The organism is Natrinema amylolyticum, from assembly GCF_020515625.1.
GTDB lineage: Archaea > Halobacteriota > Halobacteria > Halobacteriales > Natrialbaceae > Natrinema > Natrinema amylolyticum.
Window position 1 is genome coordinate 645,805 of record NZ_JAIWPJ010000003.1, and the last position, 21,236, is coordinate 667,040.

The window sequence follows — 21,236 nt, forward strand, 5'->3', positions numbered from 1 at the left end:
CACGATGACTCGATCCCGCCTCACTCGGCTGTTCGAACTCAGACGGGTCCTCCCGCTCGTCGCGGCCGTGTTGTTCGTGCTCGCCCTGCGCGTTCCGGTGTGGCGGATCACGCTGACGGCGCCGCAGTACGTCGACCCGCTCGTCGTGGAGCTCTACGCCCACCCGAAGATCGGGGGTGACTGGCAGGAAGTCCGCGGGCTCAACAAGTACGTCGGGTTCTACTACCCGGACCCGGTCTACGTCGATCCCAACTACGAGCCCCACGAGAAGGCGATCGACGTCCCCGAGTGGATCCTCGGCCCGGTCGTGTTCGTCGGCATGGCCGCGGCCTCGGTCGTCGTCGCGGCCCTGCCGACCGACAGGCTCCGGCGCGGGCTGACCGCGCTGTTCGCCGGCTCCGTCGTGATCTTCGGGACGATGGGCGCCCTGATCCAGTACCGCCTCTACCAGGCCGGTCACTCGCTGGATCCGGACGCCCCGCTCAACGGCGTCGAGGGCTTTACACCGCCGCTGGCCGGCACCTACGAGGTCGCGAACATCAGCGGCACCGCGTGGTTCGGCCCCGGCGGCTACATGATGGCCGCCGCCGTCGCGCTGCTGGCCGTCGCGTTCGTCCTCCGGGACTCGCCGGCGACGGTCACCGACGTTCCCCGGTTCGTCCGCACCGGATGGGACCGCTTACGGGATCGCGGAACCCGCGTTCGAGACCGGATCTCCCGTCGCGGAACCGACGACGACTCCGCTCACGGGGGGACCGCTCGAGGAACCGACCCGGCCGGCGAATCCGGCGAGAGACCGGCCGCGAACGACCGTCCGCGACCCCGAACTGACGGTGATCCGCCGTGAGGGAGGGCACCTTCGCCGTCGCCGCCGCGGTGATCCTCGTCTGTTCGCTGGCCGGAGCGGCCGTCGCCGCGATGGGCGGGTCGGCCGACGACGAGAGCGTCGACGGCTGGCGGGCCGACGTTCCGAACGTCCACGACGTCGCGGAACCCCAGTCCGACGGCGTCGCGACGATCGGCGATCAGGAGTTCGATTCGGTCCAGGGGGCGGTCGATGCCGCCGAACCGGGCGACACCGTCCGCCTCGAGGGTCGGTTCGACGAACGCGTCCTCGTCGACACGCCGGACGTGACGATCGCGGCCGCCGAACGCGACGGCGCGGTGATCGACGGCGGCGGCGAGGGACAGGTCGTCGTGATCGAGGCCGAAAACGTCACCCTCGAGAACGTCTGGATCCGGAACTCGGGCTTCGACCGGCAGGACACTGACAGCGGCGTCGTCGTCAACGGCTCGAACGCGACGCTGTCAGCGCTCCGACTGACCGAGATCCAGTTCGGGATCTGGATCGGCAGCGTCGACGACGTGACCGTCGCGGACTCCATCGTCGCCGGCCGCGAGGACGTGCCGCTGGCCGAACGAGGGAACGGCATCCACCTCTGGGAGGCGACCGACGCCGAGGTGCGGAACAACTCCGTCACGACCGTCCGCGACGGCATCTACTACCAGTGGGCGGAGGGAGTCGTCGCCGAGGGGAACACGATGTGGGACATGCGCTACGGCGTCCACTACATGTACTCGAACGATAACCACCTCGAGGACAACGTCGCCTTCGACAACGACGTCGGCTTCGCGCTGATGGTCTCGAAGCGGCTGACGTTGCAGAACAACACCGCGGCGAACAACGACGGGACGAGCGGCCACGGCGTCCTCCTCAAGGACGTCGAAGACAGCGAGGTCGTCGGCAACGACCTCGTCGGCAACGGCAACGGGCTCTACGTCCACAACTCTCAGGACAACCGCCTCGAGTCGAACCTCGTGCTCGCGAACGATATCGGCGTCCACATCACCGGGGGAAGCAGCGGTGAGACCGTCTCGGGCAACAGCTTCGTCCGGAACGGCGAGGCGGCGTTCGCGGAGACCAACTCGCAGGCCCACTGGAACGCGACCGACCGCGGCAACTACTGGTCGGACGCCCGCGTCGCCGACCTCGACGGCGACGGGATCAGCGAGAACCGCCATCGGCCCGCCGGCACCGTCGAGCGACTGGTCCACGAGAAGCCCCAGGCGGCCGTCTTCGCCGAGAGTCCGGCCTTCGACGCCGTCAAACTGGCGGAGAGTTCGTTCCCCGTCCTCGAGACGCCGGGGATCGTCGACCACCGACCGCTCGCCGACTCGCCCCACGACCACTGGAGGACCTACTATGAAGATCACGATAACTGACGTTCACAAACGGTACGGCGACGTCGTCGCCCTCGACGGGCCCTCCTTCGAGGTGCCGTCGGGGTCGACATTCGGCGTCCTCGGCACGAACGGAGCGGGAAAGACGACGCTGTTCAAACTCCTCGTTGGGCACGACAGCCCTGACGCGGGGCGCATCGAGGTCGGCGGTCTCGACGTCGAGGCGGCGGGCCATCGCGTCCGCGAGCGCGTCGGCTTCCTGCCCGAGCACAGCGGCTTCCCGCCGTCAATGACCGGTCGAGAGGTCCTCGACGTCCACGCCCGGATCCGCGGGCTCACCGATCGTCACGAACGGATCGCGGAGTGTCTCGAGCTCGTCGGCCTCTCCGACGCCGCCGACCGGGCCGTCTCGGGCTACTCGAACGGGATGGCCCGACGGCTCGGCCTCGCATCCGTCCTGCTCTCCCGTCCGCCCGTGCTCGTCCTCGACGAGCCGACCGCGGGACTGGACCCGCGCGGCGTCGCGGCGTTTCACCGGATCATCGAACGGATCGACCGCGAGACCGACGCCACGGTCGTCATCTCCTCGCACGTCCTGGGCGAGATCGAACGCCTCTGTGACGAGGTGGCCGTCCTCCAGGACGGTCGGCTGCGGGCCGACGGCCCCATCGACGAGCTGCGACGGGCGGCCGGCGACCGCGTGACCGTCGTCTGTCGGCCCGCCGACGACCGCGCGGCGCTGCTCGAGGCCGTCCAGGGCCGGGGCGACGTCACCGACACCGGCGAGGAAATCGAGATCGACTGCGAGCGGGAGGCCGCGTTCGACCTCGTCGCCGCGCTCGGCGAGCAGCGGGACCTCGTCGACGGCTTCGAAGTGCGCGAACCGGGCCTCGAGGCGGCGTTCCACGACGCGCTCGAGGGAGAGACCGACGACGCGGAGGTGTCGGCATGACCGCCGATCGTCGACGTGGCGGTCGCGACGGAGAGTCGGTCGCAAAAGCGGCGGCCGACGCCGAACCGACGGGTGACTCGAACGCCGCCGAACCGAAACCGGACGGGGGGTACGAGACGGCCGCGGCGATGGCTCACAGCGGCGACTCCGGCACGCGCCTCGGGCAGCTGTTCGTCGTCGCCGAGACGGAGTATCGGCTGGCGGTGCGGAGCCGCTGGGCGGTCGCGCTCACCGCGATCTTCGCCGTCTTCGGCCTCGGAATGGCGACGTTCAGCGGCTCGGACACGAGCCCCGCCGGCTTCGAACGCATCGTCGCGAGCCTGGCCGCGCTCGTCGTCTACCTCGTGCCGCTGGTCGCGCTCGCGTTCAGCTACGATGCCGTCGTCGGCCGCGAGGAGAGCGGCTGGCTGCAGGCACTGTTCTCGCTGCCCGTCTCGCGGTCGCGGGTCGTCCTCGGGACCGCGGTGGGCCGCGCGACCGTCCTCGCGAGCGCGACCGTCATCGGCTTCGGGGTCGCCGGACTCCTCCTCCTGCTCGAGTACGGGTTCGGCGGCTTCGAGTCGTACGTCGGCTTCCTGCTGGGGGCGGTCGCCCTCGGGCTGGTCTTCCTCGCGATCGGCGTCTGCCTGTCGACGCTGGCTCGAGAGAAGACGCACGCGCTGGGGCTGGCGCTGCTCGCGTGGGCCTGGTTCGTCCTCGTCCACGACCTGCTCGCGCTCGGCGTAATCGCGGCGTTTTCGCTCCCGGACCTCGCGGTCTCGGCGATGGTCCTCGCCAATCCGACCGCCGTCTTCCGGGGGCTCGTCCTCGGGGCGCTCGGCGCGGGCGGCGACGCCGGGTTCGCCGCTGTACTCGCCGAGGCGGGGCTGTCGACGGGCGCGCTGGTCGGCGCGCTCGTCGCCTGGATCGTCGGCCCCATCGCGCTCGCGGCGGTCGCCGTCAGGCGGCGACGGCTGTGACCGTCAAGAGTCGCCGATCACCGTCCGGAGCCGAACCACGAGGACCACCGTCGCGGCGCCGAACGCGGCGGCGGTCAGGTCCGCACCGAACGAGAGGAAGTACCAGAAGGCGTACGCACAGCCCGCGATTCCGATCAGATACACCGGTCGCAACCGTCGTTCGTTCATTCGACGGCTCCCCCCGTCCCCGCGCCGAGTCGCGGTCTCCCCGTCGACACCGCGCACCCCGGTCGAATCCCGTTCATATCCGCCCGTCGGTTGGACGACAGTAAAAGCTACTCACTGGCAACCGGAGCGAGCGCCGCGCTCTCGGCCGTCACGCCGGCCGCCGTCCTCGAGTCCAACCCTCGGCGGCGACCTAGGTGTCGGCGGACAGCATTCGAAGGCGCACGACGAGATAGACCGCCACGAACGCGAACGCGCCGGCGTACAGCCACGTCCCGTTCGTAACCGCGTACGCGAACGCGATCGCGTTCAGCGCGATTCCCACCAGATAGACCGGTCGCAACTGCTGTCTGTTCATTCGCTCTCACCGTCGCTCGGGCGCTCGAGGCGTGACTTCTCCGCCGATTCTGCGAGTCGTGACTCGGTCGTCATACCCGCTCGTTGGACCGATGCCGTGAAAAAGCGAAGGTACCGACGCGTCGCCGGCCGCTCACGCGAACTCGATGTCGTCGCTGGGTTCGACCTCGCCGAACAGCCACGCGGCGTGATCGAGGGCGTACTCGCGGTGGTCGTCCTCGATCGCGCCGATACAGTCCTCGACCATGATCGGTCGGAAGTCACGCAGCCCCGCGCTCCCGCCGGTGTGGAGCACGCAGACGTTCGCGAGGGTGCCACAGATCACCAGATCGTCGATCCCACGGGCGTTCAACCAGCCCTCGAGTTCCGTGTTGTAGAAGGCGTCGTAGGTGTGTTTCTCGACGACGTTGTCTGCTGCCTCGACGGGAAGCTCGTCGACGATTTCGGCCTCCCAGGACCCCTCGAGGACGTGCTCGCCCCACTGCTCGAACTCGTCGTAGTAGTGGGCGTCGTCGAACTGTTCCGGTGGGTGGACGTCGCGGGTGAAGAGCAGCCGCGCTCCCGCCTCGCGGGCGCGGTCGACGAGGTCTGCGATCGGTTCGATGACCTCCTCGCTGCCCGGCGCGTACAGCGAGCCGTCCGGGTGACAGAACCCGTTTTGCATGTCGACGACCACCACTGCCGTGCTGTCTGGCTCGAGGTGCATGTCTATGCGGTGGTACGAAGGCGATCGTCAAAACGTTCGCGCTGGGCTCGAGTCCGAGTAGGCGACGGTTCATCGCCGTTCGGCGAAGCCAGAGTGACGGTGGCGACCGATGTAATCGTCGTCCTTTTTACATCCCTCTCCTTACGAATAGTTATCCGATTCAGATGAGATCGATGCGCACCCGCACGTCCGTCGCCCTCCTCGCAGTAGTGCTCGCGGCGATACTGGTCACCGGCGGGCTCGCCGGCCCGGTGCTCGCAGCGAGCCCGGCCGCGGGCCAGACCGGTCCCGACGTTCAGACCGCAAACGCGACTGCTGGACCACTCCTCGAATCGACGACGGCCTCGAGCATGACTGCCTCGAGTGCGATTAGCTCGAGCACGGCGGCCGCGTCCGTCCAGGACGCCCGCCCCGAAGATCCCTCGACCGAGGATACCATCGGCTACGTCGAGGGCTACTGGTACGACGACGAGTTGCCCGTCGACGACCAGTCCGACGCGGTCGTCGACGAGGACGAACTCGATCCCGTCGTCTACCGATCGATGGCCCGCGTCGAACGGATCCGCAACCTCACGTTCGACGACGAGGTCGCAGTCGACGTCATCTCCCGCGCGGAGTACCGGGAGACCAACGGCGACCGCTTCGCGAACATCACCTCGGAGAACCGCCTCGAGGCGAACGTCGGCTACGAGGCGCTGTTCATGGTCGACCGGGAGACTGAGGCGGCCGACGCGACCGAGACGGTCTACGGCGGTGCCGTCGGCGGCTACTACGACCCCGAGACCGACGAGATCGTCATCGTCTCCGAGAACCCCGACAACCCCGAGTTAGACGAGGTCACGCTCGGCCACGAACTCGTCCACGCGCTACAGGATCAACACTTCAACCTGTCGCGATTCGAGGGGACGACCCAGGACGAGGAGACCGCCATGAATGGGCTGATCGAAGGCGACGCGAGCCGCGTCGAACGCGAGTACGAGGGGACCTGTGGTCGCGAGTGGGACTGCCTCGCGCCCGCCGACGGCGACCGAGACCAGCCCCTCGACATCAACTGGGGCATCTACTTCAGCGTCTATCAGCCCTACAGCGACGGGCCCGCCTACGTCAACTACCTGCGCCAGCAGGGCGAGGGCTGGGCCGCGGTCAACGCGGCCTACGACGATCCGCCGCGGACGACCTCGGCGGTGATCCACCCCGGCTCGGAGCGCGAGCCCGCGAACGTCTCCGTCCCCGATCGCTCGAGCGAAGACTGGCGACAGCTCCGGGCCGACGGCGAGGTCGCGAACGATACCGTCGGCGAAGCGGGCATGGTCGCAATGTTCGCCGCCGACGCGCTCGACCAGGACGTACCCTCGGTGATCGAAACCGCGGACCTCTTCGAGGGGACGGAGAGCTACAACTACAACCACTCGTATACGAACGGCTGGGCCGGCGACGAGCTGGTCGTCTACACGAACGACGAGGCCGACGCCGCGAACGATCCGACCGAGGCGGCTGGCCGCGCCGGCTACGTCTGGCGGACCCAGTGGCAGTCCGGGACTGACACCCAGCAGTTCGTCAACGGCTATCTCCGACTGCTCGAGAATCACGGTGCCGACGCCGTCGACGGTCGGCAGGATACCTACGTGATCGAAGACGGCGGCTATTCCGGCGCGTACTATCTCAATCGCTCCGGAGCGACGCTGACGATCGTTCGCGCGCCCTCCGTCGACGAACTGTCGAACGTCGAGGCCGGTGCCGCGCCCGAGGGCGAGGACACCCTCGAAATCGTCGACCTGAGTGAGAGCGATACCGTTCCCGGCTTCGGTCCGGCGGCCGCGGTGAGCGCGATCGCGATCGCCCTGCTCGGAACGGGGGCCCGGCTCGTCGTCGGCCGCCGCGATCGCGACTGACCGCAGCGACGCGACCGATCGACGCCCATTTCACCGTCTCGGCGAACAATGAGCTAATGAGCCGGCTCCGGCTGTTCGCGGTGCTCGCGCTGGTCGTTCTCTCGGGCTGTGCACTCCCCGGGAGCCAGAGCGGGTTCGATACCGACCGCGACCTCGGCCACGTCGGCGACTACGCCCACGACGACACCTTCGAGTTCGACGCGAGCGACGGGCTCACCGAGGCGCAACTCGAGGCGGTGAAGTACCGCTCGATGGCTCGTATCGAGGTCGTCCGCGGGCTGAAGTACGAACGCGACGTCTCCCTCGAGATCGTGGGCCGAGCCGAGTATCGCGACCGGCGGGCGGGCGGGACCGGAAACGCGTCGGCGTTCGAGAACGAGATCTGGCGGGGCGCGTTCGTCGTCGACGGCGAGACGGACGTCGAGCAGGCGTTCGACGATCTCTACGGCGATTCGGTTCAGGGCTACTATACGAACGACCGGATCGTTATCATCGCAGACGACGTCGACGACGTTCGGATCGATCGTCGGACCCTGGTCCACGAGCTCACGCACGCGTTACAGGACCAGCACTTCGGCATCGGACGCGAGAGCGAGACGATCGACGGTCTCCGCGCCGAAAACGGGCTGCTCGAGGGCGAAGCGGGCTACGTTCCCCAGCGGTACGATCGTCGCTGCGGGACCGAGTGGCAGTGTCTCTCCGACTCCCGGCCGCCGGCGTCTTCGGGCGAGGGTCTCGCCGAGCGCCCGTTCAACGTCGGGCTCTTCCTCTCGATCTACGTCCCCTACGCCGAGGGGCCGCCGTTCGTCGCCGACCTCCACGAGCGCGGCGGCTGGGACGCCGTCGACCGCGCCCACGACGAGCCGCCCCGGAGCACTGCACAGCTGATCCATCCCGACCGCTATCCCGACACCCGTCCGGTCGACGTCGCTATCGCGGACCGCTCGAGCGACGACTGGCGGCCCATCACGGACGGCGAGGACGGGGGCAGTGGCGAGGGGGACAGCGACGGAACCGGCGACGAGGAGCCCCGAACGGAGACGATCGGCGAGGCGACGCTGTTCGCGACGCTCTGGACCAACGGCGCGATCGATCGCCCGCTCACCGAGGGCGCGACCGACGATGCACGGTACAACTACTCTCACCCCGCGACCGAGGGCTGGGCCGGTGACAGCATTCGGGTCTACCGGAGCGCGGACGAGCCGACCCGGACCGGCCACGTCTGGCGGCTCGAGTGGGAGAGCCGGGCGGACGCGAACGAGTTCGCCGACGCGTACCGCCGACTCCTCGAGACCCGCGGAGCCGAGCGGGTCGGCTCGGCCGGCAGCGGCGTCTACCGGATTCCGGACGGCGACCCCTTCGCCGGCGCGTATCGCGTCTCGGGTACCGGAACGACGGTCGAGATCGTCGGCGCACCGATCGTCGACGACCTCGCAGCGATTCACGCCGCAGACCCCGGTTCGACGCCGTCGCCCGAGACTGCGGCCGCTCTCGAGCCGGCTCCCGCTGCCGCTCCGGCGGCGACTGTCGCTCCGTAGTCGGAAGCGACCGCTGCGTCGCCGGCACCGACTGCTGCCCCCACCGGCGCCGAGCGCGTCCCACAACCGCCGCGCTCGTCGGTAGACGGGTAGTTTTTTTGCCTCCCACGGGAAACCGGCGATATGTCAAATCCGTTCGGAACCGTTCCCCCGGAAGCGATTCTCGAGGGGGAAGCCACGGACGCCTACTTCGAGCGCACGCGGGCCACGCTCGAGCACGCGGGCAAGAATCCCCACGTCGTCGCCGAAGTGACGGCCGATCAGTTCCCGACCGGCGGCTTCGACGTCTTCACCGGCGTGGAAGACGTCGCGACGCTGTTCGAGGGACGGGACGTCGACGTCGACGCGCTCCCCGACGGCCACCTGTTCGACGGCGGGCCCGTCCTCCGAATCGAGGGCTCGTACCTCGAATTCGCCGAACTCGAGACCTCGCTGCTGGGCTTTCTGTCACAGCCCAGCGGCTTCGCGACGGCCGCGCTCGAGGCCCGACTGGCTGCGCCCGACTCGCTCGTGCTCTCCTTCGGCGCGCGTCACGTCCACCCCTCGATCGCATCGACGGTCGAACGCGCCGCGCTGCTCGCCGGGCTGGACGGCTTCTCTCACGTCGCGGCGGGCAAGATCCTGGGCCGGGAGGCCGGCGGGACGATGCCCCACGCGCTCATGTTCTGCTTCGGCGAGGGGAATCAGGCCGACGCCTGGACGGCGTTCGACGAGGCCGTCGACGCGGACGTGCCCCGAATCGCGCTCGTCGATACCTTCTGGGACGAGAAGAGCGAGAGCCTGCTGGCCGCCGAGACGCTCGGTGACGATCTCGACGGCGTCCGCATCGACACGACGAGTTCCCGCCGCGGGGACTTCCGACACATCATCCGCGAGGTCCGCTGGGAGCTCGACGCCCGCGGTCACGAGGACGTCGACATCTTCTGCAGCGGCGGGCTCGAGCCCGACTCGATCCGGAACCTGCGCGACGTCGCCGACGGCTTTGGCGTCGGCAGTCACATCACCGGCGCTGACTCGGTGGACTTCAGCCTCGACATCGTCGAAATAGAGGGCGAACCGATCTCGAAGCGGGGCAAGTTGTCGGGAGTCAAGGACGCCTACCGAACGCCCGAGGGCGGCCACCACGTCGCGCTCGCCGACGGCGAGGGACCCGCCGAGGGCGACTCCCTGCTCGAGCCGCTCGTCCGCGACGGCGAGATCGTTCGGGAGTTCGATCTCCAGGACGCGACCGAACGATGTCTCGAGGACGCCGACGCGGTCGGTTTCGACGGATCGACGGCGTAATATCGCGGAAGACTTCGAGGAGGGGACGGTCGGTTCAGCCGACTAACGCCTAGGACCGTTGAACATTTTTGCCGTCGGAACGAAGCGGTCTCACCGATGAGTACACCGGTCCCGCTCCCTGATCCCCACTCCGAAATCGCCACCCAGTTGGCGATCCGCCTCGTCCTCATCTTCGCGGTCGCCGGGTTCTGTACGTGGCTTCTGCTTCCGTGGCCCTCCGCCCTATCGCTTCCGCTCGTCCTCGTCGTCGATCTGATCGCCCTCTGGATGACCGTCCACTACGTGTTCGCTGCGCTGAACGACCTGCTCGAGGTAAAACTCGACGAACTCGACCGACCGTCGCGATCGGACGACTGATCCGCTGGGTGTGGAAACCGCGCCGCTCGCCGTTCGTAACTATCGATCGCCAGAAACTGGTGGCCGTCCGTCTACACTTCCTCGATGCTCCCGTCGGCGTCGCGCTCGCGGAAGACCTGCCCTTCGAACAGGGTGACGACGACGTCGTCGTCCTGCCAGGCCCCCGGTGCGAGTTTCGCTTTCCGGCAGGTCCGATCGAGGTACTCCCGTGCGCTCCAGTCGTTCTGGACCGGCACCGTCGGATAGAGCCACCCGCCCTCGCCGCCGTCAATGGCGACGCCGTGGGTGCCGAGCTCGAGGTCGGCCAGCGGATCGTCGGTCAGCAGGACGTTCTTGACGGTACAGACTGAGACCGTGAGGTTCGGCAGCTCTGAGGGACTCACTTCGGAGCCACAGGAGTCCTCGCTGGCGGCCTCGATCGCCGCGTCCACGATGACGTGGCCGAGCTGGTCGTCCGAGCGGTAGCCGCCCGCACAGCCCCGCAGGCTCCCCCGACCGCGGGTCGACTCGAGGCGGACGAACGCCCCGGTTCGCTCGTAGAAGGCTTCGCGCATGCTGCCCGGTTGTTCTCGTTGCCCGTGTTGTACGTAAGATTCGACGGATTCGCGCGCGAGTTCGACCGCGCGAGCCCCGTCTTCGTAGGAGAGGTCAGCGCCCTGTCGCTGGGACATACAGATGGACAAGGGGATAGTCGTCCTAAAACGCTTCTATTCGCCACGCGGCTCTTTTTGAGTCCTGATCGGGGGACTTATTCGCCCCACGCACCTATAACGAATGGGAGAGAGAGCCCGGCTGCCGCGATGGTCCCGCCGGCGACGGTGGGACCACACAACGTTGCCCGACTCTTCGAGTCGCGCAACGCCCGCGAGGAAAGTCCCCCCACCCGTTCGGGCGGGTGACCGGACGCAAGTCCGGAGCGGGAGACCGCTGGCTCTGGAACAGAAACGACACGTCTCGGCCAGACCGATGATGCGTGCGAACCCGACCGAGAGGAAGGGGAGTTGACCCGCAGAGGATGGCGGTTGCAGATATGTGGTTCGAAACCACAGGTCGTGTGCGCGGTTCGGCGTGCCTCTGGCACGAGAGCCGTGAGCTGTGAGGCGGCGCGAGCCGTCGAACGCACCGTCACGACCGACCGCACATGGACGGCCGAGGATCGATGGAACGGCGAACCCTCACCGGTGCAAGTCCGCGCCGTGGTAGCCCGAACGTCCCGCGGCCCCGCCGCGGACGGCGCGGACGCTCAGCCGAATGCCGGGCCGAACAGAAGGGGGCTTACTCCTCTCACCCAGTTTTCGTCCGCGAGTCCCAACGCCATCATTCGATCACCCGATCCATTTCCACGAACGATCGCCGCGATCGCTTCGGCCTCTCGGGTTCGCTCGCCGCCCCCGTTATTAAGGAACTCAACGGCGTGGACCGAATATGGAAGATGCTGCCCTCGACGCCGTCGATCGAGCGATCCTGTATCACCTCCAACGGAACGCTCGGAAGCCGATTACGGACATCGCCGACGCAGTGAACATGGCGGATAATACGGTGCGCAACCGGATACAGGCGATGGAAGACGACGGCGTCATCAGGGGCTACAACGTCGATATCGATTACGATCGAGCCGGCGTTCAACACTACTACGTCTTCGTCTGTTCGGCCCGCGTCAGCGAACGGGAACACCTCGTCGACGAGGCTCGCCAGCTACCCGCCGTTGTCGAGGTGTTGGCGCTCATGACCGGCACGAAAAACGTGTACGTGCTCGGTGCCGGGTCCCAGAAGGACGATATCACGCAACTCGCGTACGATCTCGACGGTCTCGGTCTCGAGGTCAACGACGAATACCTCATTCGCGATCACGCCTCCAAGCCGTTCGAGGAGTTTCGGCTGGACAGGAACGGCCAGTGAGTCACGGCTCGGGGCTATCGGGGGCGTTCTATCACCACTGCTGAGTTCGAAAAATGCAGCGTTTTTATACTGTGAGTGAAGCTTTTACCGACTGAGTGGGTACCCCGGGTATGCCTACTCAGTATGACGTCGCCAGTTCCCAGCCGGTGACCGCCCAGATCGTCGAGGCAGTCGCGGCCCGGAAAGGGGCCGACCCGCTGGATCTGCAGCCACTGTACGAAACCGTCGATCCGGAGGCCCTCGAGGCGCTGTTCGCACCGACGACGACCGGTACCGAACGGGGCGGGCGAATCGAGTTCACGTACGCCGGCTGTCGAGTCACGCTCGTCGCTGCGGAGGAGCAAGCGATTACCGTCGAGAACGCCACACCGTCCGAGTCGGATCACGACCGCAGTTCCGGGCGACAGCAATTACTGGACTAACTGTGATCGCCGACCGTTTCACGCGCACCCACGAGTTGAGTAGATGACCCTCTTCGGAGAGTTTCACGTTCCCGCCGAGGCCTTCGCGCTCGCCGACACGCTCGAGGCGGCCCCCGACCTCGTCATCGAAACCGAGCGCGTCGTCGCGACGGACGAGATCCTCACGCCGTACTTCTGGGTCTCCGGCGAGGACGGGGCGCGCTTCGAGGACGTCGCTGCGAACGACCCGTCGGTCCGGAACCTCCGTCACATCGACGACGTCGATCGCGCGGCCCTCTACCGTGCCGAGTGGACGGAGAACGTCGAGTCCATCGTGTTCGCCTATACGGCGGTCGGGGCGACCATTCTCGAAGCCTCCGCCCAACACAAGGAGTGGGAACTCAGTATGCGGTTCAACAATCGGGAGCGACTCGATCAGTTCCGAGAGTACTGCAACGACCACGACATCCCCTTCCGCCTCAACAAGCTGTACGAACACGCTCACCCGCGTGCGGGCGGCCAGTACGGACTCACGGAGAAGCAACACGATGCCCTCGTGACCGCCTGGGAGATGGGCTACTACGGGTCGTCCGACGTCTCGCTCACGGACGTCGCGGACAGCCTCGGGATCAGCCAGCAGTCGCTGTCTCGCCGCCTCCAGCGCGGCTACGACAGCCTCATCCAGCATGCGCTGGCCGTCACACCACCGTCCGAGGAACCGCCGCTCGAGGACTGACTCGCGCCGGCATCCGATCACGGACGGTTCGCGGGTGCTCGCGAACCCGAGCCCCGAGCGATCGACCCGTCTCGGCGTCGATGACTCGCATGGGCACTCTCCCACTTCATTTCGGCATATATCCGCTCGTGCTGACTCGAATGGGGTACTTATACCCGTGTATATACAGACACTCGAGTGAACCGCTGTAGGAGCCTAAAAAGAGTACTCGTGTCCCACAGTTCAACCGATCTGGCCTGCCGCGTTCTGAGCCACTCCTATCGCCGATCTGCCCTCACCGCGCTCGGAACGACCGAGACGACCATGACGGTGCGAGACGTCAGCAACGAGGTCGTCGCTCGAGAATACGCCGCGCCGCTCCCCGACGTCCCGTCCGAGGACGTGAAACGGGTGTACCTCTCTTTGCTCCACGTCCACCTTCCCATGCTCGCGGACGCGAACGTGATCGACTACGATCCGGACCGCGGCGTGATCGAAGATACAGACCTCGAGGCCGTCGAACCGCTGTTTTCGACGATCTCGGAAACCGATGTCCCGATCGAGCCCGCCCGATAACCGATCGGAGTCTCGACCGCGTTTGCGTCCCGACTCGAGGATCCTCTCGCAATCAGATCCCTCACGGTGCTCGAGTTTCTCAGAGAGCTCATATCGAAACTGCGTCCTGACGGAGTCTTACGCGAGTGTTACCGAGTGTAAGGCACGTCAGGACCGAACGATGCAGCGAGTGCTGAACACCGTGAAGCACTCGTAAGGAGTGAGTGTCCTGACGGAGATTCGAACACGCCGAGACGTTCCGGGTCGCTCACTGCGTTCGCTCCCGGACTGTGACTCGTCTGCTCAAATCTCCGACCCGTTTTCCAGACACGGACGACTCGCTACGCTCACGGATTCGTCGTTCGCTATTCCGTGGCGCGAACGTGACACGCGAGGCTCGTCATCGTTGCGTTTGGAAAAGCGTCCTGACGGAGATTTGAACTCCGGTCCCTGGCTCCGCAAGCCAAGAGGATAGTCCACTACCCTATCAGGACTCATCTCTTCATACCCCGGTGAACATTAAAGCCCTTTCGAAAGACGCCCGCCGGCACGGGGGTTCGGTGCAGCCGTCCGACAGGTTTGCGGACGCCGCTTTCCGATTCCGCTACGCCTCGTGACCGCCGGTCCCGACGGCGCACGGTACCCTCCTGACGTTTATATACTATCGGGCGGCCAACGTGGCGTATGAGTTCCCGCTCGAGCCCCGGCGAAGCGCGGTCGAGACGGCTCGTTTCCGCAGGGCTGAACCGGCCCAATACGACGTTGACGTGGCCGCTCTCAGCCGATCCCGTCCGGATGCTGAGACACCGAATGGATAACGCTTATGCGCGGGCTGACCATGCACGAGCATAGAATGAGCGACATCGAGGGCGTATATGAAGACCTCGAGGCCGACGTTCCTCTCGAGGAGTTTCGCGAGGCCGTCGAGGCGAAAGTCGAGCAGATGGGGGGACTCGCGGACGAGGAGACGGCGGCGATGCTCGTCGCTCACGAAGTCGGCGAGAGCGAGGTCGGCGGCATCGCCGACATCGAACCCGGAATGGAAGAGGCCAAGTTCGTCGCCAAGGTGCTCTCGATCGGCGAGAAACGGACCTTCGAGCGCGACGACGAAGACGAGGACGGACAGGTCGTCAACGTCGAGGTCGCGGACGAGACTGGATCGGTGCGAGCGGCGTTCTGGGACGACCACGCCGAAGCCGCCATCGAGGAACTCGAAGAGGGACAAGTCCTGCGGATCAAGGGCCGACCCAAGGAGGGCTTTTCCGGCGTCGAGATCAGCGTCGATAACGTCGAACCCGATCCGGACACCGAGATCGATGTCCAAGTCTCGGATACCTATACCGTCGAGGATCTCTCGCTCGGCCTCTCGAACGTCAATCTCGTCGGCCTGCTTCTGGATACCGACAGCGTCCGCACGTTCGACCGCGACGACGGCTCCGAGGGCAAGGTCTCGAATCTCGTCCTCGGCGATTCGACCGGCCGCATTCGCGTCACGCTCTGGGACGAGCAGGCGGACCTCGCGACGGAACTCGAGGCCGGGACGACCGTCGAGGTGATCGACGGCTACGTCAAGGAGCGCGACGGCAGCCTCGAACTCCACGTCGGCAACCGCGGTGCCGTCGAGGAAGTCGACGAAGAGGTCGAGTACGTCCCCGAGAGCACGCCGATCGAAGACGTCGAAATCGACCAGGTGGTCGACATCGCGGGCGTCGTCCGCTCGGCCGATCCCAAGCGGACGTTCGACCGCGATGACGGCTCGGAGGGACAGGTCCGCAACATCCGCGTTCAGGACGCGACCGACGACATCCGCGTCGCCCTCTGGGGCGACAAGGCCGACCTCGACGTGGGGCCGGGCGACGAGGTCGCGCTGGGTGACGTCGAGATCCAGGACGGCTGGCAGGACGACCTCGAGGCCTCCGCGGGCTGGCAGTCGACGGTCACGGTTTTGGAATCCGACTCGTCGGGGTCCGGCGCTGGCGCGGACGATGGGGACGGCTCGAGCGACGAGAACGCCGGGCTTTCGGCCTTCGCCGACGACGGAGACGGAGCGGATGAGGCGACGGCGACGGACGGCACCGGTCGAAGCAGCTCTGCGAATTCGGCCGGCGGAACTGGCGGGGCCGCGACCGAGGCGGACGACGCTGCCAGCGCGGACGCCGGCTCGGACGACCCCACCGACGGCGAGGAGGTCGAGTTCACGGGCGTCGTCGTTCAGGCGGGCGATCCGGTCGTTCTCGACGACGGCGAGACGACGATGAGCGTCGCGACCGACGTCGACGTCGGTCTCGGCGAGGAGGTAACCGCCCGAGGGGTCGTCCGTAACGGCCGCCTCGAGGCAAACGACGTATTCTGAGGTCGCGAGCAACCGCATCGTCCGCCTAGGAAAAGCGTTAAGGGAGTTAGCTCCGCCTATCATGATATGAACGTCGAACTCCCGTTCGCCCCGGTGGATACGATCATCCGGCGAAACGCGGGCGATCTTCGGGTGAGTGCCGACGCGTCGAAGGAACTCGCAACGCGGATTCAGGAACACGGGAGCGAACTCGCGATCGACGCCGCCGAAGAGGCCACGGCAGACGGCCGAAAGACGCTCATGGCCCAGGATTTCGGCGTCGAGAGGGTCGTCGACAAGGACGACCTCGAGTTGCCCGTCGCCCCGGTCGATCGCATCGCCAGGCTGGAGATCGACGATCGCTACCGCGTTTCGATGGACGCCCGCGTCGCGTTGGCCGACATCCTCGAGGACTACGCGGACAACGTCGCGCAGGCGGCCGCGATCCTCGCACACCACGCCGACCGGCGAACGATCACCGAGGACGACATCGAGACGTACTTCTCGTTGTTCGAGTGAGCAGATGCAGTTCGGCTACAGCGAGCTCTGTCTCGCACACGACCCCGGTTCGCGCCATCCAGAGTCGCCGGACCGGCTACGAGCGATCCGGAAGCGACTGAAGAAGAAACACGGCGTCGAGTACGTCGAGGCCGATCCCTGCGACCTCGACCGGATGGCGGCCGTCCACGAGCGCGAGTACCTCGAGTCGGTCCGCGAGTTCTGTGCCGACGGCGGCGGCAGCTGGGACCCCGATACGGCCGCCGTCGAGGAAACGTGGGAGGCGGCCCGCCGGAGCGCCGGGCTCGCCTGCTGGGCCGCCGAGGAAGCTCTGGAGGGCGCGACCGGTCGCGACACGCCGTTCTCGATCGGGCGCCCTCCGGGGCACCACGCCGTCTACGACAACGCGATGGGGTTCTGTTTCGTCAATAACGCGGCCGTCGCGGCCCAGCACGCGCTCGACCACGACGCGTTCGACGTCGATCGAGTCGCGATCCTCGACTGGGACGTCCACCACGGCAACGGCACGCAGGACATCTTCTACGACAGGGGCGACGTCTTCTTCGTCTCGCTTCACGAACAGGGACTCTATCCCGGCACCGGCGACGTCGACGAAATCGGCGAGGGCGAGGGCGAAGGCACGACGATGAACATCCCGATGCCGGCCGGAACGGACGACCGCGAGTATCTGGCCGCGCTCGAGGGACCGATCACCGCCGCGCTCACCGATTTCGATCCGGATCTGCTGCTGATCAGCGCCGGCTTCGACGCCCACCGCCACGACCCGATTTCCCGGATCCGCCTCTCGACGGAGGCCTACGCCCTGATGAGCGATCGGGTCCGATCGCTCGCCGCGGACACCGACGCCGCACTGGCGTTCGTTCTCGAGGGCGGCTACGGGCTGGACGTTCTCGCCGACAGCGTCGCGCTCGTTCACGAGACCTTCGACGGCCGCGAACCGATCGAACCCGACGACGAACCCGGCGACGAAGCGGCGTCGGCACTCGAGGACGTTATCGACGCACACGACCTCGACGTCACTCCGGACGATTTCTAGACGCCGTCGGAACCGGCCTCAGGGGCGCGGCGCGAAGTAGTCCCCGAGTTCCCGTCCGAACTCCTCGAGCAGGACAGTGACTTCGTCATCGACCAGCACCTCGTAGCCGTCCTCGAGCGTCGTTTCGACGTGCGCACCGAGCCCTACGTCGAAGAGCCGATCGCTCTCGAGGAACTCGCGTGCACTGGTGAATTCTCGGTCGCGCTCGGTGACGTAACGGTCGCCCTCGATGAAGGGACCATAGGCGTCGGGGTCGTCCGCGTACGCGTCGTAGAATCCGTTCGCATGGTCGCGGACGTGGACCGGCGGTCCCTCGTGACGCTCGACTGCGGGGCGCTCGCTGACAGCGAGCTCGGCGAAGACGACGGCGGTCTCGCCGGCGATCGCCGTCGCTCGAAAGACATCGAAGCCGCGATCGTCCAGCCCCTGGGTGATTCCCTCGAGCGATTTCTGGAGTTGCGGGTAGAGCTGATCCTCGACGAGATCGGGGGCCTCGAACCGGACGGCCACGGGGGTAGTGGCCCGGCGCTCGAGGTGCGCACGGAGCTCCGATTCGGTCAGCGGTTCCGGCTCGTCCGGTTCGAAGGGATCGACCCGGGGTGACTCGAGGAGTTCCCGAGCGTAGTGCTGGAAGCGGGCGACGTTCGCCCGCGAACAGACGGCGGCGACGTTTCGCTCAGGGTCTGTCGGGTCGATGACGATCAGCGGATCGTCGAACGGGAGGTCGGCGTCGCCGACCGCTGTGTCTCGAGACGCTTCTGCCGATTTGTGTCCATGCGCGTGATCCTCGGGATCGATTTCGACCGGTGGCCGCCAGTCGGCCGCGGCCTCGAGCAGCGGCCGGAAGCCGCCGTACTCGCAGACGAGCAGTTCGGTCAGATAGCCGCTGAACCCTCGCGTCCGGAGGTCGCTGCCGTAGACGCCGATTCCCTTGAGGAACTGCTTGGTGACGCGAACCTCTTCGGTGAGGTCGTCGTCGAGTCGTTGTTTGAGGTACTGGGTGTGAAACGGCGTGCGATCGACTGCCGATCGAATCTCGGTGGCCGACTCGAGCCGAAAACAGGGCACGATGTCGATGTCGAACCCCTCGATTTCGCCTTTGACGTAGGGATGTTCGGCGTACTCCTCGTGGCCCTCGGGCAGCGTCGCGTGACCGACCTCGAGGCCGTACTCCTCTAACGTTTCGCGGTCGAGCGCCGGCGGAAAGCGAACGAAGATGTCGATATCACGGTCGCCGCTGATCCACGTGTCGCGGGCGGTCGAGCCGACCTGCAAGACGTCGGCGTCGGAACACAGCTCCCTCGCCACCGTTTCGGCCCGGTCCATGAGCCGCTCGGCGACCTCGCGGAGCCGCGTCCGTTCGTCTTCGTCCGGATCGACGCGATCGCGAATCTCGGTGACAACCCGCTCGAAGTCGCGATCACCGTCTCGCTCGTCGAACTCGTCACCCTCGTCAGCGCGGGACCTGCGCTGACTGCTCGTGGAACTGCGGTCAACGCCGTCGCCCTCCTCCTCGCTCATTGGGTGTGCGTACTCGAGCAGTGCGTGAAAGAGTATCGAACCCGATGCAGGCAAAACGAAAGTCCTATTAAATACACCCGACTACCAGAGGATGAGCCGAAGTAGCTCAGATGGTAGAGCACCTCGCTGTTAACGAGGTTGTCCCAGGTTCGAGTCCTGGCTTCGGCGCTTCTTCCTGATTTACGGTACCAGAAGTAATATACTACTCGTAGTATCCTTTGCAGCCCGAATATGTAGACGACCCGAGGGCAGCCTGCAGTCATAGTTACCTTCGGTCCGCGATTGACGACGGCCGGGCGGAATCGCCGCGTCTCTCTCGGCCAGTCGGGGGAGGGATTATCGTGCTCCGCCAGTGACGTGAATGCATGACCAGCGATAGCGACGATCGACGGAGTACCGACGATCACGGTCACGACATCATCGATCCGCTCTACGTCGGGATCGTCACCGTCTCGAGCTCGCGCGCGGGCGAAGACGACCCGGACGATCCGGGCGGGGATACCATTCAGAACTGTTTCGAGGCCGCGGGCCACGAGGTTCGGGAGCGATCACTGGTCCGGGATGACTATTCGGCCATCCGGACCGCCGTCAGGGGTCTCGTCGCGCGTCAGGATATCGACGTCGTCTGTACCACCGGCGGTACCGGTGTCACCGTCGACGACGTCTCCCCCGAGGCAACATCATCCCTGTTCGAGCGGGAGCTGCCGGGCTTCGGCGAGTTGTTCCGCTCGCTCTCTTGGGACGAAGTCGGAACGCGAGCGATGGCCTCGCGCGCGACGGCAGGAATCGCCGTCGATACGCCCGTTTTCTGCCTGCCCGGGAGCAAAAGCGCCTGCCAAACCGCCTGCGAGGAGCTGATCGTCCCCGAGACGCCACACCTCGCGGGACTGGCGACGCGTCACCGGACCGGAACGACAGATCAGACGCTCGCGGAGTATCAGGAGGAGTAAGCATCGATACGAGCCGATCTCAGGTCCGCACATCGAGCGCTTCGAGACAGTAATGCGACCAGTCAGATCGCCTGTGCCAGCCTTCATTGAACGCGAGCGCGTTATTCCGAACGCTATGTGCCACCACTTCGAATCCGTCTCCGACCTCGAGGCCGAGGAGCGCGAGGATGTCCTCAAATCTCACAGCGAGGCCGAACTCGAAGCCGAACTGAGTGAGGAGGAGCGTGAGGCGCTGACTGCATAGGCGTCGTCCGTCCGTTTTCTCGAGCGGACCGGACAGCAAACGTTAATTAGCACGCACGATTTTTCCCGATTGACGGGCCCTTAGCTCAGTCTGGTTAGAGCGCTCGGCTCATAACCGAGTGGTCGATGGTTCGAATCCGTCAGGGCCCATGACCTTATTGGCTTCGCGACTATGATATTTGATGACTATTGGCCGAGAAATTAGTCATCCGATCGTCTGTTTCTCTACCCATCTCCAGTTTAGAACGACGGAATTGGACAAACTATAGGGGGACGTAACGCTGTTAGCAATAAATCTACGAAAAGATAGAGTCGGACGAATATTCCTTCAGTAGCGTCCAACAGGGGTAGGCTTGCAATCGCTACAATTGAGATGACAATACTGTCCTGTCGTTGTGTGTTACTACCTATCTTTGGACCTCTGGTTCGTAGGCCTTAAGTAGTAATCAGCGATTGTGATTATATACGAAGAAGGAGGCGGCGTGCGTGGTGCACTCCGCCAGCCTGGATGGTTCCGATCCAAAGGGGTTATGTACCCCAGAGGGAGTACGAATACATCCGCAAGAGATGAGGATTCCACCCCTGCGGTCCGCCGTACAGATGGGATCTGATGTTAGCCTTGGTAGTTCGGTGACGCCCGCTTGGTCATCCGACCAGCGTCATCGAACGTGGAC

General features: G+C 66.0%; 22 protein-coding genes, 3 tRNA genes and 1 other RNA gene. 20 read left to right on the forward strand and 6 right to left on the reverse strand.

Annotated elements, in window-relative coordinates; all coding sequences use genetic code 11:
- Positions 1-4: 4 nt before the first annotated feature.
- From LDH66_RS18730 to LDH66_RS18745, 4 genes are read left to right on the forward strand one after another with little or no spacing between them, the layout of a single operon-like run.
- Positions 5-847: a hypothetical protein gene (locus tag LDH66_RS18730; RefSeq protein ID WP_226482597.1), complete on the forward strand. Its 843-nt coding sequence runs from the start codon at positions 5-7 to the stop codon at positions 845-847.
- Positions 844-2,223: a nitrous oxide reductase family maturation protein NosD gene (gene nosD, locus LDH66_RS18735; RefSeq protein ID WP_226482598.1), complete on the forward strand. Its 1,380-nt coding sequence runs from the start codon at positions 844-846 to the stop codon at positions 2,221-2,223. Before LDH66_RS18730 ends, nosD begins: the two co-directional genes overlap by 4 nt.
- Complete coding sequence (locus tag LDH66_RS18740) at positions 2,204-3,133, forward strand: ABC transporter ATP-binding protein (RefSeq protein WP_226482599.1); 930 nt, start codon at positions 2,204-2,206, stop codon at positions 3,131-3,133. The genes nosD and LDH66_RS18740 overlap by 20 nt, the downstream gene beginning before the upstream one ends.
- Positions 3,130-4,092 carry an ABC transporter permease gene (locus LDH66_RS18745; protein WP_226482600.1) on the forward strand — a complete coding sequence of 321 codons (963 nt, stop codon included), beginning with the start codon at positions 3,130-3,132 and terminating at the stop codon, positions 4,090-4,092. The genes LDH66_RS18740 and LDH66_RS18745 overlap by 4 nt, the downstream gene beginning before the upstream one ends.
- 3 nt (positions 4,093-4,095) lie before the next feature.
- Here LDH66_RS18745 and LDH66_RS18750 read toward each other — a convergent pair whose 3' ends face one another.
- The 3 genes from LDH66_RS18750 to LDH66_RS18760 all read right to left on the reverse strand — a co-directional run bounded on the left by LDH66_RS18750 (position 4,096) and on the right by LDH66_RS18760 (position 5,320).
- The gene (locus tag LDH66_RS18750; protein ID WP_226482601.1) at positions 4,096-4,260 is read right to left on the reverse strand and encodes a hypothetical protein; all 165 of its coding nucleotides are present in this window, start codon (positions 4,258-4,260) and stop codon (positions 4,096-4,098) included.
- Between the two features lie 190 nt (positions 4,261-4,450).
- Positions 4,451-4,615, reverse strand: coding sequence for a hypothetical protein (locus tag LDH66_RS18755; protein ID WP_226482602.1), 165 nt, complete (start codon positions 4,613-4,615; stop codon positions 4,451-4,453).
- Between the two features lie 132 nt (positions 4,616-4,747).
- Positions 4,748-5,320, reverse strand: a complete 573-nt coding sequence (locus LDH66_RS18760) for a cysteine hydrolase family protein (RefSeq protein WP_226482603.1) — start codon at positions 5,318-5,320, stop codon at positions 4,748-4,750.
- Positions 5,321-5,484: 164 nt separating this feature from the next.
- Between LDH66_RS18760 and LDH66_RS18765 the strand changes: the two genes are divergently transcribed.
- The 4 genes from LDH66_RS18765 (at position 5,485) to LDH66_RS18780 (ending at position 10,391) form a co-directional block, all read left to right on the forward strand.
- The gene (locus LDH66_RS18765; protein WP_226482604.1) at positions 5,485-7,212 is read left to right on the forward strand and encodes an Hvo_1808 family surface protein; all 1,728 of its coding nucleotides are present in this window, start codon (positions 5,485-5,487) and stop codon (positions 7,210-7,212) included.
- 56 nt (positions 7,213-7,268) lie between these two features.
- Positions 7,269-8,750 carry an Hvo_1808 family surface protein gene (locus tag LDH66_RS18770; RefSeq protein ID WP_226482605.1) on the forward strand — a complete coding sequence of 494 codons (1,482 nt, stop codon included), beginning with the start codon at positions 7,269-7,271 and terminating at the stop codon, positions 8,748-8,750.
- A 123-nt stretch (positions 8,751-8,873) separates the two neighbouring features.
- The gene (locus LDH66_RS18775; protein WP_226482606.1) at positions 8,874-10,034 is read left to right on the forward strand and encodes a nicotinate phosphoribosyltransferase; all 1,161 of its coding nucleotides are present in this window, start codon (positions 8,874-8,876) and stop codon (positions 10,032-10,034) included.
- Positions 10,035-10,130: 96 nt separating this feature from the next.
- Positions 10,131-10,391, forward strand: coding sequence for a hypothetical protein (locus LDH66_RS18780; protein ID WP_226482607.1), 261 nt, complete (start codon positions 10,131-10,133; stop codon positions 10,389-10,391).
- A 71-nt stretch (positions 10,392-10,462) separates the two neighbouring features.
- Here the strand turns inward: LDH66_RS18780 and LDH66_RS18785 are convergent, their stop codons facing one another.
- Entirely contained in the window at positions 10,463-11,062 is a 600-nt protein-coding gene (locus tag LDH66_RS18785) for a TIGR00296 family protein (RefSeq protein WP_008456827.1), read from the reverse strand.
- Positions 11,063-11,167: 105 nt separating this feature from the next.
- Here LDH66_RS18785 and rnpB point away from each other — a divergent pair.
- From rnpB to LDH66_RS18810, 5 genes are all read left to right on the forward strand, one after another.
- Positions 11,168-11,681: RNase P RNA component (rnpB, locus tag LDH66_RS18790), an RNA gene on the forward strand.
- 135 nt (positions 11,682-11,816) lie between these two features.
- A complete protein-coding gene (locus LDH66_RS18795; protein ID WP_226482608.1) occupies positions 11,817-12,290 on the forward strand; it encodes an Lrp/AsnC family transcriptional regulator in 474 nt (157 codons plus the stop codon).
- 110 nt (positions 12,291-12,400) lie between these two features.
- The gene (gene ddfA / locus LDH66_RS18800) at positions 12,401-12,712 is read left to right on the forward strand and encodes a DdfA family disk-determining factor (RefSeq protein ID WP_226482609.1); all 312 of its coding nucleotides are present in this window, start codon (positions 12,401-12,403) and stop codon (positions 12,710-12,712) included.
- A 43-nt stretch (positions 12,713-12,755) separates the two neighbouring features.
- Positions 12,756-13,427 carry a helix-turn-helix domain-containing protein gene (locus LDH66_RS18805; protein WP_226482610.1) on the forward strand — a complete coding sequence of 224 codons (672 nt, stop codon included), beginning with the start codon at positions 12,756-12,758 and terminating at the stop codon, positions 13,425-13,427.
- A gap of 210 nt (positions 13,428-13,637) precedes the next feature.
- Positions 13,638-13,982, forward strand: a complete 345-nt coding sequence (locus LDH66_RS18810; protein WP_425492967.1) for a DUF7344 domain-containing protein — start codon at positions 13,638-13,640, stop codon at positions 13,980-13,982.
- A gap of 400 nt (positions 13,983-14,382) precedes the next feature.
- Here the strand turns inward: LDH66_RS18810 and LDH66_RS18815 are convergent.
- Positions 14,383-14,455 (reverse strand) — tRNA-Arg (locus LDH66_RS18815).
- A 359-nt stretch (positions 14,456-14,814) separates the two neighbouring features.
- Here LDH66_RS18815 and LDH66_RS18820 point away from each other — a divergent pair.
- The 3 genes from LDH66_RS18820 (at position 14,815) to LDH66_RS18830 (ending at position 17,848) form a co-directional block, all read left to right on the forward strand.
- Positions 14,815-16,314, forward strand: a complete 1,500-nt coding sequence (locus tag LDH66_RS18820; RefSeq protein ID WP_226482612.1) for a single-stranded DNA binding protein — start codon at positions 14,815-14,817, stop codon at positions 16,312-16,314.
- 66 nt (positions 16,315-16,380) lie between these two features.
- Complete coding sequence (locus tag LDH66_RS18825) at positions 16,381-16,812, forward strand: histone (RefSeq protein WP_226482613.1); 432 nt, start codon at positions 16,381-16,383, stop codon at positions 16,810-16,812.
- Between the two features lie 4 nt (positions 16,813-16,816).
- Positions 16,817-17,848, forward strand: a complete 1,032-nt coding sequence (locus tag LDH66_RS18830) for a histone deacetylase family protein (protein WP_226482614.1) — start codon at positions 16,817-16,819, stop codon at positions 17,846-17,848.
- An 18-nt stretch (positions 17,849-17,866) separates the two neighbouring features.
- Here LDH66_RS18830 and cca read toward each other — a convergent pair whose 3' ends face one another.
- Positions 17,867-19,369: a CCA tRNA nucleotidyltransferase gene (cca, locus tag LDH66_RS18835; RefSeq protein ID WP_226482615.1), complete on the reverse strand. Its 1,503-nt coding sequence runs from the start codon at positions 19,367-19,369 to the stop codon at positions 17,867-17,869.
- A 95-nt stretch (positions 19,370-19,464) separates the two neighbouring features.
- Between cca and LDH66_RS18840 the strand changes: the two genes are divergently transcribed.
- The 4 genes from LDH66_RS18840 (at position 19,465) to LDH66_RS18855 (ending at position 20,712) form a co-directional block, all read left to right on the forward strand.
- Positions 19,465-19,537 (forward strand) — tRNA-Asn (locus tag LDH66_RS18840).
- Positions 19,538-19,734: 197 nt separating this feature from the next.
- Complete coding sequence (locus tag LDH66_RS18845) at positions 19,735-20,319, forward strand: MogA/MoaB family molybdenum cofactor biosynthesis protein (protein ID WP_226482616.1); 585 nt, start codon at positions 19,735-19,737, stop codon at positions 20,317-20,319.
- 73 nt (positions 20,320-20,392) lie between these two features.
- Positions 20,393-20,563, forward strand: a complete 171-nt coding sequence (locus LDH66_RS18850) for a hypothetical protein (RefSeq protein WP_226482617.1) — start codon at positions 20,393-20,395, stop codon at positions 20,561-20,563.
- Positions 20,564-20,637: 74 nt separating this feature from the next.
- Positions 20,638-20,712, forward strand: a tRNA-Ile gene (locus tag LDH66_RS18855).
- The last annotated feature ends 524 nt before the right edge of the window (positions 20,713-21,236 follow it).

Coding starts and splice junctions, on each gene's coding strand:
- LDH66_RS18730 (WP_226482597.1), top strand. CDS start 5: ATGACTCGATCCCGCCTCACTCGGCTGTTCGAACTCAGACGGGTCCTC.
- LDH66_RS18740 (WP_226482599.1), top strand. CDS start 2,204: ATGAAGATCACGATAACTGACGTTCACAAACGGTACGGCGACGTCGTC.
- LDH66_RS18745 (WP_226482600.1), top strand. CDS start 3,130: ATGACCGCCGATCGTCGACGTGGCGGTCGCGACGGAGAGTCGGTCGCA.
- LDH66_RS18750 (WP_226482601.1), bottom strand. CDS start 4,260: ATGAACGAACGACGGTTGCGACCGGTGTATCTGATCGGAATCGCGGGC.
- LDH66_RS18755 (WP_226482602.1), bottom strand. CDS start 4,615: ATGAACAGACAGCAGTTGCGACCGGTCTATCTGGTGGGAATCGCGCTG.
- LDH66_RS18760 (WP_226482603.1), bottom strand. CDS start 5,320: ATGCACCTCGAGCCAGACAGCACGGCAGTGGTGGTCGTCGACATGCAA.
- LDH66_RS18765 (WP_226482604.1), top strand. CDS start 5,485: ATGAGATCGATGCGCACCCGCACGTCCGTCGCCCTCCTCGCAGTAGTG.
- LDH66_RS18770 (WP_226482605.1), top strand. CDS start 7,269: ATGAGCCGGCTCCGGCTGTTCGCGGTGCTCGCGCTGGTCGTTCTCTCG.
- LDH66_RS18775 (WP_226482606.1), top strand. CDS start 8,874: ATGTCAAATCCGTTCGGAACCGTTCCCCCGGAAGCGATTCTCGAGGGG.
- LDH66_RS18780 (WP_226482607.1), top strand. CDS start 10,131: ATGAGTACACCGGTCCCGCTCCCTGATCCCCACTCCGAAATCGCCACC.
- LDH66_RS18785 (WP_008456827.1), bottom strand. CDS start 11,062: ATGTCCCAGCGACAGGGCGCTGACCTCTCCTACGAAGACGGGGCTCGC.
- LDH66_RS18795 (WP_226482608.1), top strand. CDS start 11,817: ATGGAAGATGCTGCCCTCGACGCCGTCGATCGAGCGATCCTGTATCAC.
- ddfA (WP_226482609.1), top strand. CDS start 12,401: ATGCCTACTCAGTATGACGTCGCCAGTTCCCAGCCGGTGACCGCCCAG.
- LDH66_RS18805 (WP_226482610.1), top strand. CDS start 12,756: ATGACCCTCTTCGGAGAGTTTCACGTTCCCGCCGAGGCCTTCGCGCTC.
- LDH66_RS18820 (WP_226482612.1), top strand. CDS start 14,815: ATGAGCGACATCGAGGGCGTATATGAAGACCTCGAGGCCGACGTTCCT.
- LDH66_RS18825 (WP_226482613.1), top strand. CDS start 16,381: ATGAACGTCGAACTCCCGTTCGCCCCGGTGGATACGATCATCCGGCGA.
- LDH66_RS18830 (WP_226482614.1), top strand. CDS start 16,817: ATGCAGTTCGGCTACAGCGAGCTCTGTCTCGCACACGACCCCGGTTCG.
- cca (WP_226482615.1), bottom strand. CDS start 19,369: ATGAGCGAGGAGGAGGGCGACGGCGTTGACCGCAGTTCCACGAGCAGT.
- LDH66_RS18845 (WP_226482616.1), top strand. CDS start 19,735: ATGACCAGCGATAGCGACGATCGACGGAGTACCGACGATCACGGTCAC.